At 42.2% G+C, this 13694-nt stretch carries 13 protein-coding genes and 1 pseudogene; 13 read left to right on the top strand and 1 reads right to left on the bottom strand.

Annotation, left to right across the window (positions count from 1 at the left end; all coding sequences use genetic code 11):
- Positions 1-260: 260 nt before the first annotated feature.
- The 5 genes from HWQ47_RS22335 (at position 261) to HWQ47_RS22315 (ending at position 5084) form a co-directional block, all read left to right on the top strand.
- Complete coding sequence (locus HWQ47_RS22335) at positions 261-830, top strand: RNA polymerase sigma factor (protein ID WP_269968198.1); 570 nt, start codon at positions 261-263, stop codon at positions 828-830.
- Positions 823-1887: a FecR family protein gene (locus tag HWQ47_RS22330; RefSeq protein ID WP_269968197.1), complete on the top strand. Its 1065-nt coding sequence runs from the start codon at positions 823-825 to the stop codon at positions 1885-1887. The genes HWQ47_RS22335 and HWQ47_RS22330 overlap by 8 nt, the downstream gene beginning before the upstream one ends.
- 167 nt (positions 1888-2054) lie before the next feature.
- Positions 2055-2957 (top strand): fructokinase, encoded by a 903-nt coding sequence (mak, locus tag HWQ47_RS22325; RefSeq protein ID WP_269968196.1) that lies wholly within the window; start codon positions 2055-2057, stop codon positions 2955-2957.
- A 506-nt stretch (positions 2958-3463) separates the two neighbouring features.
- Positions 3464-3631 carry a hypothetical protein gene (locus HWQ47_RS22320; RefSeq protein ID WP_269968195.1) on the top strand — a complete coding sequence of 56 codons (168 nt, stop codon included), beginning with the start codon at positions 3464-3466 and terminating at the stop codon, positions 3629-3631.
- A gap of 4 nt (positions 3632-3635) precedes the next feature.
- Positions 3636-5084 (top strand): disulfide bond formation protein B, encoded by a 1449-nt coding sequence (locus tag HWQ47_RS22315; RefSeq protein ID WP_269968194.1) that lies wholly within the window; start codon positions 3636-3638, stop codon positions 5082-5084.
- A gap of 119 nt (positions 5085-5203) precedes the next feature.
- On the opposite strand, the gene HWQ47_RS22310 is transcribed toward HWQ47_RS22315, so the two are convergent.
- Positions 5204-5923, bottom strand: coding sequence for an oxidative stress defense protein (locus HWQ47_RS22310; protein ID WP_269968193.1), 720 nt, complete (start codon positions 5921-5923; stop codon positions 5204-5206).
- A 224-nt stretch (positions 5924-6147) separates the two neighbouring features.
- Here HWQ47_RS22310 and HWQ47_RS22305 point away from each other — a divergent pair, with 224 nt between their 5' ends.
- From HWQ47_RS22305 to hpt, 8 genes and pseudogenes are all read left to right on the top strand, one after another.
- Positions 6148-8187: a cation:proton antiporter gene (locus HWQ47_RS22305; RefSeq protein WP_269968192.1), complete on the top strand. Its 2040-nt coding sequence runs from the start codon at positions 6148-6150 to the stop codon at positions 8185-8187.
- A 141-nt stretch (positions 8188-8328) separates the two neighbouring features.
- Positions 8329-8508, top strand: coding sequence for a hypothetical protein (locus HWQ47_RS22300; protein WP_269968191.1), 180 nt, complete (start codon positions 8329-8331; stop codon positions 8506-8508).
- Positions 8492-9387, top strand: a pseudogene (locus HWQ47_RS22295) (HD-GYP domain-containing protein). Before HWQ47_RS22300 ends, HWQ47_RS22295 begins: the two are co-directional and overlap by 17 nt.
- Positions 9388-9551: 164 nt before the next feature.
- Positions 9552-10043 (top strand): type II secretion system protein, encoded by a 492-nt coding sequence (locus HWQ47_RS22285; RefSeq protein WP_269968189.1) that lies wholly within the window; start codon positions 9552-9554, stop codon positions 10041-10043.
- Positions 10044-10130: 87 nt separating this feature from the next.
- Positions 10131-10658, top strand: coding sequence for a type II secretion system protein (locus HWQ47_RS22280; RefSeq protein WP_269968188.1), 528 nt, complete (start codon positions 10131-10133; stop codon positions 10656-10658).
- Between the two features lie 131 nt (positions 10659-10789).
- Positions 10790-12208: a UDP-N-acetylmuramate:L-alanyl-gamma-D-glutamyl-meso-diaminopimelate ligase gene (gene mpl / locus HWQ47_RS22275; RefSeq protein WP_269968187.1), complete on the top strand. Its 1419-nt coding sequence runs from the start codon at positions 10790-10792 to the stop codon at positions 12206-12208.
- Positions 12209-12428: 220 nt separating this feature from the next.
- Positions 12429-13067 (top strand): flavin prenyltransferase UbiX, encoded by a 639-nt coding sequence (locus HWQ47_RS22270; protein ID WP_269968186.1) that lies wholly within the window; start codon positions 12429-12431, stop codon positions 13065-13067.
- Between the two features lie 52 nt (positions 13068-13119).
- Positions 13120-13650, top strand: a complete 531-nt coding sequence (hpt, locus tag HWQ47_RS22265; protein ID WP_269968185.1) for a hypoxanthine phosphoribosyltransferase — start codon at positions 13120-13122, stop codon at positions 13648-13650.
- Positions 13651-13694 lie beyond the last annotated feature (44 nt).

The following is a 13694-nucleotide window of genomic DNA, read 5'->3' as shown; positions in this document are numbered from 1 at the left end:
ATATTTTTATTGTTAGCAATTTAAAGCTCTATTAAAACAACATATTGGTGTTTTAGTTTTATTGTTTTTAATATAGCTATTATTGCTAGGTTATCCAGTTGTATGCTTGGTGTAAAAGCCTTATTCTAGTTTATGGTGCGGCTTGGTGATGGTGTTGGTCATCTTTGACTAATTGTAAAATCAACCTTATGGCGGATTTTTGAAGCTGATTCGTCTTAATAGGATTGGATAGTGTCATTGGCTGGTATAGATAAGACAATATGTTAAAAGATAGCTTGATATACAAGACCTACCTTGCCTCGAGAGAGGGGATTGCTCGGGTGGTTTCCCGGATTGTTCCTCCCCATGAGATAGAGGATATCGTGCAGGAAACCTATGTACGTTTATGCCAGGTGGAGAACAAAGAGAGCATTAACTCTGCCAAGTCCTTTATGTTCAAGATGGCGCGGAATTTAGCGTTAGATCATCAAAAACGAGCCAGTGTCAGGCTGGTAGATAGGGTTGAAGATTGGCATGAGTTTGAAAAGGCGCTTTGTGACAGACATGATGAGGTGTACGACAATGCGATCACTAGCCTTGAGTTTGATCACTTCTGCGAAGCGGTTAGGTTACTGCCTCTGCAGTGCCGCAAGGTGTTTGTGTTAAAAAAGGTATATGGCTATTCTCAGCGAGAGATAGCTAGTGAGCTAGGATTGAGTGAAAGCACAGTTGAGAAGCACATCTCTCAAGGTATTAAACGGTGTACGGTATTTATGCGACAAACCCAGAATAGCAAGACTCAAGCGAACGTGGTGCCCACATCTGGCAAGTGCGGAGGTGGCCATGAGTAACATTCATCAATTAAATGCTGACGCCAATGCTGAGGATCTACGATTAGATCGTGCCAGTGAGTGGATTGCCAAGATGGATCGTGAGCTGACTGATGAGGAACGTTTAGCGTTAGCGACTTGGTTGCACAGTGATGTTGAAAACCTAAAAGTGTTATTCGAAATTGCCCAAATGTGGGACAAGATGGATGAGCTTGGACGACTGTCAGATATCTTTCCTAAAACTAAGCCGACCAATAAACGGTTGCCGGTGTGGATGGGCGCTATCGCCGCGTCTATTTTACTTTTTTTAAGTATTGGTATTTATCTGTTCACCCAAGAGATTGAACCTAATGGCCAGCCCTCGAGTTTGATTGCGATGCAGAGCAGCTATCAAACTGCAGTCGGTGAAAGCAATACGATTAACCTGCCTGATAACAGTATTTTAGTGTTAAACACCAACAGCTTTGTGCAGGTGAGATATACAGTTAATGAACGAATTATTGAGCTGCAGCGAGGGGAGATAAATATTGAGGTTGCCCATGACACATCTCGTCCCTTAAGTGTGCTCGCGGGTGGTAAAGTTATTCGAGCTGTGGGCACCGCATTTAATGTCGATGTGCGTCCTGGCAGTGTTGAATTGATAGTGACCGATGGCAAGGTGCTGGTAGTGAAAAAGAGTGCGGCAGCATTCCTGAAAGAGAGTAAAGAGTCACGACCTCAGGTGACCAGTTCGGCATTGACCGTGGCAAAAGATCAGCGAGTGATGCTCAACAATAAAGAGCCTTTGCCTCAAGTTGCATCGAAAGTCACCCCAGGTGAGATTGCCACTAAACTCTCGTGGCGTACCGGAAATTTGATATTCAGAGGCGAATCACTTGAAGAGGCGATGGAGGAGATTAGCCGTTATACCGATATTCATTTTGAGCTGGCGGATGATGAGGATCTTAAAAAAATCAAAGTGGCAGGCATGTTTAAAACTGGCGATGTGAATGGTCTGCTCACTATTCTCGATCAAAACTTCAACGTAAGTCATGAGAAATTGAGTCGGTATAGTATTAAGCTTAGTTATGGTGGCTAAAGACTTATATTCAGAGCTTGATGACGCTGTTGTTACCACGAGTTCTTTATAAGAGAACTCATTTTGATAAACAGAGCACCTCCTGTAAGTAATGTGAGTTAACTCATGTTGGTTAGAGGTGGTGTTCTTTACACATATTTTTTTGATAAATAAACGGGACTAGATAGATGCTACGGATTGGAGTTGATTTAGGCGGCACTAAGATTGAAGTGGTGTGTTTAGGGGATCGGGGTGAGGAGTTATTTAGAAAGCGCATTCCGACACCACGTAGGTATGAATCAACTTTGGACGGCATAGTTAGCTTAGTGGAAGAGGTGGAAGCTAAGCTAGGGCAACAGGCAAGCGTCGGAGTGGGGATCCCTGGCATTTTGTCACCGCAAACGGGCTTGGTGAAAAATGCTAATGCCACTTGGATCAACGGGCATGCATTAGACATAGATTTAGGTAAGCGCTTAAACCGTGAAGTGAAAGTCGCCAATGATGCTAACTGTTTTGCTGTTTCTGAGGCTGTTGACGGAGCTGGTGCAGGAAAAGGCTTAGTGTTTGGGGTGATCATAGGCACAGGGTGTGGTGGGGGATTAGCCGTGAGTGGTAAGGTTCATCAGGGCTGTAATGGTCTCAGTGGTGAGTGGGGCCATAATCCGTTACCTTGGTTAAAGATTGATGAATATAACACTACCGATTGCTTTTGTGGCTATAAGAATTGCATCGAGACGTTTATCTCTGGAACCGGATTTATGCGCGATTATCATCAAGTGCATAAGGGCAAAACAGTCACATCTGGTAGTGAGATCATGGCGTTGGTCAAAGCTGGAAATGCTTCTGCCATGCTGGCTTTTGATTGCTATATGGACAGGTTAGCGAGATCTTTAGCCCATGTCATCAATGTACTGGATCCCGACATCATAGTATTAGGGGGCGGCATGTCTAATGTGGACGCTATCTATTCAAGATTACCTGAGCTGTTGTCACAATATGTACTTGGCGGCGAGTGTATGACGCCAGTGGTGAAAAATCGATTTGGCAGTTCATCTGGAGTAAGAGGCGCCGCTTGGTTATGGCCTAACTAACCTTAATTCAAGTTTGTTTTCGTTTTATTGAAGGGAGTGACGCTATCATTCCCTTTGTTTTATCTTTAAGTCCCTTTCTTCAGTAAGTCATTTTTCTGTCGTGCCGTGTTACCTATTTGTGGACCATGTAATGACTCGATAGCAACCAAGTTTAGCTCACATTTCTAATATACCTAAAAATAGGTATCGTCACAAAATGTCATGCAGTCAAACGTAACTCCCAAATATAAGAGTTGTCTTAATTTTAGAGGTACTTCTATGCGTTATATCGCATCTATCCCTAATGTAACTTGTTATTTTACACCGTGAAATTGATCAGTGAACTTGAGTCGCTGGCAATATTCATCATGAGTCCGTTTGAATTCATACCATCAAAGATCTTCGTTGGGGAACAGGGTTAGAGGAAGCGTTTTTTGGTTGCTTACCACTGACTTTAGATCGGTATCTGAATTGAACGGTCATAAAACCGCTAAGACGCGTTTATTTTTTATAACTTGGATCAAACTATGGAATTTTTACTCTTCTGTCTCATCTTCTTTACTGCTTACCTAGTGGCATTTAAACCTCATAAACAGGGCATGGCTGATATTTGTTTATGCGCCAGCATTGGTATGAGTATTCTCATTTGGATTATTGCCACTTGGGGCATGTTAGTACCAGCAGGGAATCTATAAGAGCATGAAAATGAAAGAATCGACAGTAAACCAAATCGTATCTCTTGCTGCTATGGCATTGATTGCCTTACCTGTTGGGATAGCGTGTATCATTTTAGGCTATGGCTTAGGTGATACCCCTTGCATTCTGTGCTGGCAAGAGCGCACTGCCATGGTATTAGTGGCACTGATTGCAATATTCATAACCCGTTATGGACTTAAGCCTAAGTACCTTGGGGCGCTAATATTTGCCTCTGTTTATGGCCTTTGGGCTGGGTACCGTCATAGCTCTAACCATATATTAAAAGATATTGGTCAAGGCTTTGGTCCGGCTATTTTTGGCGTGCACACTTATGTGTGGGTGATGGTTGTTTTCCTGGTTATCCTGTTATTCGCAGCAGTATTACTGATGCTGCAGGGTGATAAGTTAAGTGAGAAAGAGGATAAGAACAGTTGGACGATGCTAAACAAATCGACTGTGATGGTGTTCTTAGTCGTGATTGGTTTCAATATCGTGCAGGCATTTAGCCAGACAGGACCTTTCCCATTCATCGGTCAGAGTAACCCGTACCGTATGACTTTCGACAATGATAAGGTTGTTTGGTCTACGGCTAATTGGCCTAAGCTCTCTTCGTTATCAGCCCGTGGCAGTTTCGCTATTGAGCGTCCAGACTTTGGCAATATGCCAGTGGTTGAAGGAAGTGACATAGTCAATGATGTGAATTTGACCTTAGTGGGAACCCAGATGTTACCTGTTGAGATCACGGGTCTAGCAACGGGGATCAGTTACAGCCCAAATAGTGATATTTATGCGGTTGTGACGAGTGATAACTGGGTTCATTTCCTCAATGGTAAGCTAAGTAAGGTGTTGGCTTCAGTGATGATAGATGGTGCTTTTTCAGTTGAGGTATCTAATCTTACAGGCGTGGTTTTCGACGGTGATAACAGCGTGGTAGTGACGGCTGATCATAAGAGCTATGTGCGTCTTGAGTACGATCCATTGGCTAAAATTGCTGATAGTTACTGGTTGTTCATGGATGGCACTGATGGTGTGAAGGAGCTTAAACGTAGTCGATTCTCTACCGTTCGAGCTAAGTACAACTACATTGGTGGTTTAGGTTGGGATGCGGTGACTCAAGAGTATGTTACAATTACCCTACCAGCTAAGGTGCGCAACAACTTTGTTGTGTCTCGTTTCAGTAACCAAGATTTTGAGTTGAACAGCGAAGCTAAGATCCTTAATGCTGCTGACAAATACCCTATGGTGACAGGTCTGGTTATTGAGCAAGATAAGGCCTATTTGTTAAGCCAAAGTGCGGAGCAGATTTTAGTGATGTCTACCCGCAGTAATCGCATTGAAGCGGCATACAGCTTTAGTGATGTTACTAATGCTCAAGGCCTGACTTTAGCCAAAGGTGAGTTTGTGGTGTTGAATGGCGTGAAGGGACAAAATTCGGTGACTTTCTTTAAATAGAAGTCGCTAAAGGGCTGTATGTTGAGCTCTGTTTTGATTACCCTAAAAGCCTGCGCATTTGCGCAGGCTTTTTACTATTTAGCGATTCAAAAGTGGTTTTACTCTACCAAGCTGAAAGTTTAATTCTTCAATTTGAACACGACTTCTATTCTGTCCGTAAAGGTGACTTGCCCTTGTTGATAAGTTTCAGCGGCGTCAAAACTTGAACTTGCTGCATTCATTCTTAGCATGACAGGCTGGACAGGATGTTGTGCGAAGTAACGTATGTCCCATACACTATCGATTTTTACACCGAAACCTTGGGCCAGAGACTTGGCTTTGCTTTGGGCGTCGATAATGGCGGCTTGTCGTGCTTTAGCAATATACTCACTCTCTTTACTGGTTTTAAGGGCAATATTATTGATGCGATTGATCCCCTCTTCCAGTGCTGAATCTAAGATATTGTTAAGGCGTGATAGCTCTTTTACTGTGACGGTAATTTGCCTGCTAGCGTTGTAGCCAGTGAGCTCGGCAGGCTTATCTTTTTGGTAGTGATATTGAGGCTGGAGATTCAAATTAGCACTTTGTATATCTGTCTGGGCTATTCCAGCAGCTTTCAGGCGTTCGATAAACTTGGCAACCGCCTTATCTGAAAGCGCTTTAGCCCCTTTAGCCGTTTTATCTTTGATGGTGACTTCGACGTTGATCTCTGCCATGTCTGCCGCGACAATTAACTGGCTTACTCCCACAGTTTCAAGGTGTGGGAAATCTGCTTCGTTGGCTTGTAAAGCAGGTGCAGCAAATAAACTCGCGCTAATGAACGTGCTTGCCAGTATGCTTTGTAAAAGTGAATATTTCATAACAACTCCAAAACTTGATTAAAAAGGGGTTAATGATTAGAGCAGCTTTTCTGTGCTTGATGACTCTATCAGATCGTTTGATATGGGTACAAACGGTGCAGAATTGAAAAAGGGTTAAGATTTTTATATAAAACCTGATGGGTATCATTCAGTTCTAGCTTCAATTGGATAATTGTGGATTAACGACTATTTTTAATAGTGTGGTTGAAGTATGAGGTTATGTTATGCAGACAACCCTGCTGTTATTGGTTTTTTTTGTCGTTGCGATATTACTGGGCATCATGTTGCGCAGACTATTGAAAAATACTGCTATTCCTTATTCGGTAGCCCTGTTAACTTTGGGAATGTTGATTGGTGGGTCTTTAAGTTTTGAGACTCAAACTCCTGTGATCAACGAGCTTAAGCAATCATTTGTGCTTGCCAGTCAGCTAGATGCGAATCTTATCATGTTTATTTTTCTTCCTGCGTTAGTATTTGAGTCAGCATTCTCACTCGAAGTTCATCTCTTTAAACGCATGTTTTCACAAATTGCCGTGTTGGCTATTCCTGGCATGGTGATCTGTACCTTAATTACTGCATTATTGAGCCTAACTGTCCTGCCATGGAACTGGTCGATAGGTGCAGCATTGATGTTTGGTGCCATTGTCAGTGCCACGGATCCTGTCGCTGTCGTCTCTCTGTTAAAAGAGATGTGTTCTAGGGCTAGATTACAAACCTTGATTGAGGGAGAGTCTTTGCTCAATGACGGTACGGCTATCGTTCTTTTTACCCTGTTTCTCTCTTTAGCGACTCAAGTTCAGCCAGAGTTTAAGGCTAGCGAGGTGATCATTGAGTTTGTCCGTGTTGTTGCTATCGGGGGGATAATCGGTGCTCTGGTTGCCGTGATTAGCCTAGCATTTATTGGTTCATTGTTTAATGACAGCATGATTGAAATCGCGCTGACCTTAGTTTTACCCTATTTGGTTTTCTATGTTAGTGAGCATATTTTTCACGCATCAGGTGTAGTGAGTGTCGTGACCTTAGCGCTTATTTATGCCGGTCCTGGTCGAACGCGATTCTCACCAGAGGTAATGGAACATCTGCATCATTTCTGGCATACCCTCTCATTTTTGTTTAATACGCTTATTTTTATTTTGGTGGGACTAGTGGTGTCAACGAGATTAGGCTTGGCGGATCTGGCTAACTGGGAATACCTCGCCGTTATTTTTTTAGGAATACTGATTATAAGAGCGAGCGTGATTTTAGGTTTGATGCCCATTCTTGCCAGAATAGGCGTGGGCTTGACTAAGGAAAAATCTATCGTCTTGATATGGGGAGGTTTACGTGGGGCTGTTTCTCTGGCGTTAGCCCTGATTGTGGCGACCAATGAGGCTTTGGATATTCAACTTAGGGATCAGGTGCTTTTTCTAACAGCAGGAATTGTGGTGTTAACCATAGTGGTCAATGGTAGCTCCATGCGTTTCGTGATGGCTAAATTGGGGCTAGATAAACTGCCTAAAGCTAAGCAGCAGACCTTTGCTAAGGTACAACATAAAATATCTAATGAGATGGTTAAAGTGAGGGGGCAGTTGCAGAAGGATGAGTATCTGAAATCTGTGAACTGGCCTCTTGTGGATAAGAATATCGTCTCTGTAGGTAAGGATTTTGTGGAGGAGGAGAAGATTGATACTCAAGTCGAATATCTGCGAAAGTTATTGGAATCTGAACGCCAGTTTTATTGGAATCAATTTTCCAAGGGACTTTTGAGTCAAAATGCCACCCACATTTTAGTTGCAGCAATCGAGAAAGCCTTAGATGGGACGCCCCAGATCTGGCCGAGAACTTCAATAATCAAGCATTGGATGATTCCTGAGTGGTCGGTTAGATGCAGTACAGTGCCTGTTATTGGTACCTATGCGAGGGCTGCAAGCTATCGACAACACGTGATTATGTTCGAGACAGCAAGAGGTTTATTTGAAGCGAGTGAGTATATAAAAGAGCTGGCGCCGAGTCTGTCATTAGAACCGGAACAGCTTGAATTTGCATTAGGTCAAGTTGAGTTGGTTAATCAGTTCGCCAAAAAAACATTAATCGATTTTAAAGAGCAATCACCGCATTTGGTCGAGCGTGTGGAGTCTTATCTTGCCTTAAGGATACTACTTAATACTGAGCGTAAAATGATCCAGAATCTCACTCACGATGGCATGATCTCTGAAGTCGATGCCGAGAAATTGATTGAAACAGTAGAGTTTAAGATGCATCAGAGTAAGAAGCAGAGTTTGTAAGATTAAGATACAAGATTTATCAAGCATAAGTTTGTTATGTCTTAGGAGTGACGCTACTTTTAAAATAGGACTATTTAAAATAGGACTAATAGTTTCTTAAGCTATCAATCTGTCTTGTGTACGTTGATAGGGAATTGCAACATGAGTGTAAATGCTGGTGAGTTAGGTAAGGTGACAGTTCTTATTTGTGATGATTCCGTCACTAATGTTCTTGTTATGAATGAGATACTTAAAACAATTGATATGGATTTAAGCATTACTAGTGTCACCGATCCTCGTAAGGTGATGGCTGAACTTGAATGTAATGTTGGTGATCCTTGACTTGGAAATGCCATACCTTAGTGGTTATCAAGTGCTGGATCTGATTCGGACTGACTATAGCTCAGAGGCGTTGCCAGTTATCGTTGTCAGCGGTCTTAGCGATCAAAAATCACATATTAAGGCATTAAAAGGTGGCGCAAATGATTTTATAAGCAAACCGTTTAATGAGTATGAACTTAAGCTGCGAGTGGTGAACCAGCTCAACATTATCAAAGCGCATCGACTACAATCTCGCTTGAATGATGAGCTCGAGAAGCGAGTGCAGTTGCGTACGTTAGAACTGGAACAAGCTACAGAGTTCCTGATTAATAAACTGGCGATAGTTGCTGAGTTACATGATGAAACCACAGGTAAGCATATTCTTAGAGTAGGTAAGTACTCTGGCCTTTTAGCGCGTAAACTGGGTTTAAACGAACAAGTTGCCTTTATGATAGAGAAAGCGGCACCAATGCATGACATAGGTAAAATCATGATCGCTTCAGATATTTTAACAAAGCCTGGTAAGCTTAATGATGATGAATTTTCTCTAATGAAAAAACATGTTGATAGTGTGAGGCAATTATTTGATGAGCATCCCTCTATGATGATTCAGATGGCAAGATCGATTGCTATTCATCATCACGAAAAGTGGGATGGTTCGGGGTACAGTAAAGGACTTAAGGGACAAGCAATTCCCATTGAAGGCAGAATATGTGTATTGCCGATGTATTTGATGCGCTAACGACCTCACGACCTTACAAGGAGGCTTGGACCCTTGATGATTCTATGGCTTATATTAAGGAGCAATCTGGCATTCACTTTGATCCTGATCTAGTTGATGTTTTTGTTGCCAGCACCTCGGAGATTAAAGCGATTCAAGAGTTGTATAAAGATGATTAATGAAAGTTCCACCCTAAAATTTCGTCCTTTGTCTCTGCCTAAATAACAGCTTCCTTTTCTATTACTATCTAAGAGTAAATATTGTAGTATTGATAAATAGTGATTATTTTTAATCGCTATTTTAATATTGACTATCGCGATTATTTTAGGTAGGAGGAGCGAGATTGTTCCGTCATCACAATGGATTTACATTAATCGAGTTAGTGGTCGTTATTATCATTTTGGGCGTTTTAGCTGTTGTTGCAGCGCCTAAATTTATCTCTATAAATAAAGACGCAAAGGTGGCTGCTCTAGAGGGAGCTAAAGGAGCGTTATCAACAGCAAATAGTTTCAGTTACAGTAAAGCTGTTATACAAGGTCAAGAGTTAGTAGATGCTTCATCAGCGAATATCGATATGGATAACGATGGTACAGCGGATTTAATTGGTTATTACGGTTTAATAAAATTCGTTGTTTCGGCTAAGGAGTATGCTGGATTAGATGATGAACTGACAATTAGTAAGCACTATGGTGGCACCGGTCCAACATTGCCTCATTTCTTAATCTCTTTTACCGATAATCCAGCCTCAGCTGCAACTCAATGTTTTTTATCTGTGTACTATCCCGGTGTTGCTGGTGGTAGCGTCATCTATGAGCTAGTCACTGATGATTGTTAATTGATCCGCAGTCGAATGTGAATGAAATTGACTTTGATGTTAAAGGTGGATTTAATAGGTTAAAATAATTATTGGTTTGGTTTTTTGATGTATTCGTCTAAATTCTCAGGTAAACCCAGTGGATTCACCTTGATTGAGTTGGTGGTTGTTATTATCATTTTGGGGGTTTTAGCTGTCGTTGCAGCTCCCAAATTTATTAACTTAAGCCAAGATGCAAAAGTGAGTGCTGTTAAGAGTTTTTTAGGTGACATGAAGTCAATGACAACGTTATTGCATCTTCAAGCGCAAATAAAAGGACAGCTAGGAGATCAAGTTACGATTGAAACTGATTATGGGAATTATGAGTTTTGGCGTGGCTATCCTGAAAACAAAAGTGAAGCAACCAATCCTAATATGTACTTCTTAGAAACCTTTTTTGGTCTATCAGGGGCTGTGTCTGAAACTAAAACCAATACTAATCGTTTTGTTTCCTATGGTGACCTTAGTGTTTATGAAGATAATGGTAATTCTCGCATAGGTTATGGCACTGGGACGCTCATCGCAGATAAATGCTACGCCAGTTATAATCACACTGGTACTACAGAAAGTTTTTTTATAGACACCGAAGGCTGTTAATTAAACCAGTCCCTAGGTAACAGATCATGGCTTATCCAGAATTAAGGTTATTTAAACCATAGATAACTGACATTGGACTTCCATGCCGTTAGAATACCCTTCAGATTATTCCTCATCAGAGTACTTACCCGATGCATGTACATATTCTTGGTATTTGTGGCACCTTTATGGGGGGCCTCGCACTCTTGGCTCGATCACAAGGGCATAAGGTTACCGGTAGCGACGCTAATGTTTATCCACCGATGAGCACTCAGCTTGAAGAACAAGGTATCGAATTGATCCAAGGCTTTGATCCTAGTCAACTTGGCAAAAATGAAGATGATGGCCCTGATTTAGTGGTCATAGGTAATGCCATGAGCCGTGGTAATCCATGTGTCGAAGCAGTGCTAAATCGTGGTATTAGATACACTTCCGGCCCACAATTTTTGGCGGAGCAGATTCTCAAAGATCGTTGGGTATTGGCTGTTTCCGGCACCCATGGCAAGACGTCAACGGCAAGCATGTTAGCGTGGATATTAGAGGATTGTGGTTATGAGCCTGGATTTTTGATTGGCGGTGTGCCACAAAACTTCGGGGTATCGGCCCGTTTGGGCAACTCGTCCTTTTTCGTGGTGGAAGCAGACGAATACGACAGTGCTTTTTTTGATAAGCGCTCTAAGTTTGTTCATTATCAGCCTCGCACCTTAGTTATCAATAATCTAGAGTTTGATCATGCGGATATCTTCGATGATTTAAAAGCGATTCAGCGTCAGTTTAATCACGTTATCCGTACCGTGCCGAGCGAAGGGAAAATCATCTGGCCTAGGCAGAGTAAAGTCGTTGCTGAGGTGATTGAGATGGGATGTTGGAGTGAACAGGAGACTTATTCTCACTCTAATACTGAACTTAATACCCAATTTCAATCTCAGCCAAATGCAGTTCAAGGAGATTGGGCAACGCGCCTGATTGCCGATGATGGTCATCAATTTGAGTTGTTTTTCGAGGGTAAATCTCAGGGGATCCTAGATTGGAGCTTGATCGGCCAGCATAATGTTGAGAATGCCACAATGGCGATTGCTGCTGCACGCCATGTCGGCGTAAAACCACAATCAGCTATAGAAGCATTAGTTAACTTTCAGTCGCCTAAGCGTCGAATGGAGCTTATTGGCACTGTGAATGGGATTGACGTTTATGATGATTTTGCCCATCATCCGACGGCCATAGCTACGACGTTACAGGGCACTCGAGCTAAAGTCGGTGAAGCTAAAATAACGATTATTCTGGAGCCGCGCTCAAATACCATGAAGAGTGGTGTCCATAAAGATACCTTAGCGGGTTCTATGTCCCTTGCTAATGAAGCATACCTTTATCAAGCAGATAATATAGATTGGGATTTGGCCGCAGCGATGAAAAAAGCAACATTGCCGGTTAATGTGCTATATGACATCGATGAGATCATTGACGCGGTAGTGGGTAAAGCTCAGTGCGGTGATACCATTATTGTAATGAGTAATGGTGGTTTCGGCGGTTTGCATCAGAAGCTATTGAAGCAGTTAAACGCTAAGAGTTAAGAGCAGTTACGAGTTATAAGCGATATGACACGAGTTACGAGCAATCAAGATGAGAGCTAGATGCCACTCATTAGTAACAGTAAAGTTGAGTATGACGGTCTTGTTTTTGTTGCTGCTGTCTTAGTTCAATCTTGAACTCGTGACTCGCCGCTTTTTCAGATTTGGCTTAAAGCTCAGTACTTATAGCTTGAAACTATTTTTTGATATTTGATGAGATTTTATGAATTACCCAAAAAAAACTAAATCCATTAGCTTAGCTTGGACTGGCGCTTCTGGCGCTCCTTATGGGCTTAAGTTACTTGAGTGTTTATTAGTTGCTGATTATCAGGTGTTCTTAATGATATCCAGCGCCGCCCGAGTGGTGTTAGCCACCGAACAAGGCCTAAAACTGAGCGGCAACAGTGATAAGGCTAAAGAGCAAATCTTGGCATTTTTTGCTGGATTAGGCGTGGAGTTTACTGGTGAGTTTCATTTGTTAGGTAAGGATGAGTGGTTTTCACCGCCAGCTTCGGGCTCTGCAGCGCCAAAACAGATGGTGATTTGCCCATGCAGTACGGGGACTTTGGCCTCCGTCGCGACAGGTATGAGCAATAGTTTGTTAGAACGGGCTGCCGATGTGGTCATTAAAGAGCGCGGACAATTAATCTTGGTTCCGAGAGAAACTCCCTTTAGTTCTATACATTTAGAGCATATGTTATCACTTTCTCGGCTAGGGGTAACCATCATGCCAGCTTCCCCTGGCTTTTATCATGATCCCAAATCGATTCAAGATCTGGTAAACTTCATGGTCGCTCGGATTCTTGATCATCTGGGCGTGGAACATGAATTATCAAATCGCTGGGGTTATGAGCAAAAATAATACCAAAGATCGCATCAAGTAAGATATCTTATAAGGCTATGCTGTGAGCACTATGAAACACACGATTGAAGAGATGATCTCTGTTGAAGAGATTGACCAGAAACTGGATCTGTTAGCTGAACAGATCAATGCACACTATGCCGATAGCGAACGCCTACTCATGGTTGGTTTGCTTAAGGGTTCCGTGGTATTTATGGCGGATCTTTGTCGTCGTATAAAAGGCCATGTAGAGATCGACTTTATGTCTGTTTCTAGTTACGGCAACGCTATGACGAGTACTCGTGAAGTTAAAATTCTCAAAGATGTACAGTCTGATATTAAAGGACGAGACGTATTGATCGTCGAAGATCTTATCGACTCTGGTAATACACTGAATAAGATCCGTGAGATGCTGAGCTTACGTGAACCTAAAAGCCTCGCACTTTGTACTCTACTTGATAAACCTGAGCGTCGTGAAGTTGATGTTCATGTCGATTTTATTGGTTTTACCATTCCTGATGAGTTTATTGTCGGATACGGTATCGATTATGCTGAGCAGTATCGTAATCTACCCTATATCGCTAAAGTGATTCCATTAGATTAAGTTACTTATTTAATTAATTTGAAAAACCCCGCCGCAGGCGGGTT

The sequence above is a fragment of the Shewanella sp. MTB7 genome (genome assembly GCF_027571385.1).
Lineage (GTDB): Bacteria > Pseudomonadota > Gammaproteobacteria > Enterobacterales > Shewanellaceae > Shewanella.
The sequence above is the reverse complement of the archived record's forward strand: the minus strand, read 5'-3'. Positions and strand labels throughout refer to the sequence as shown.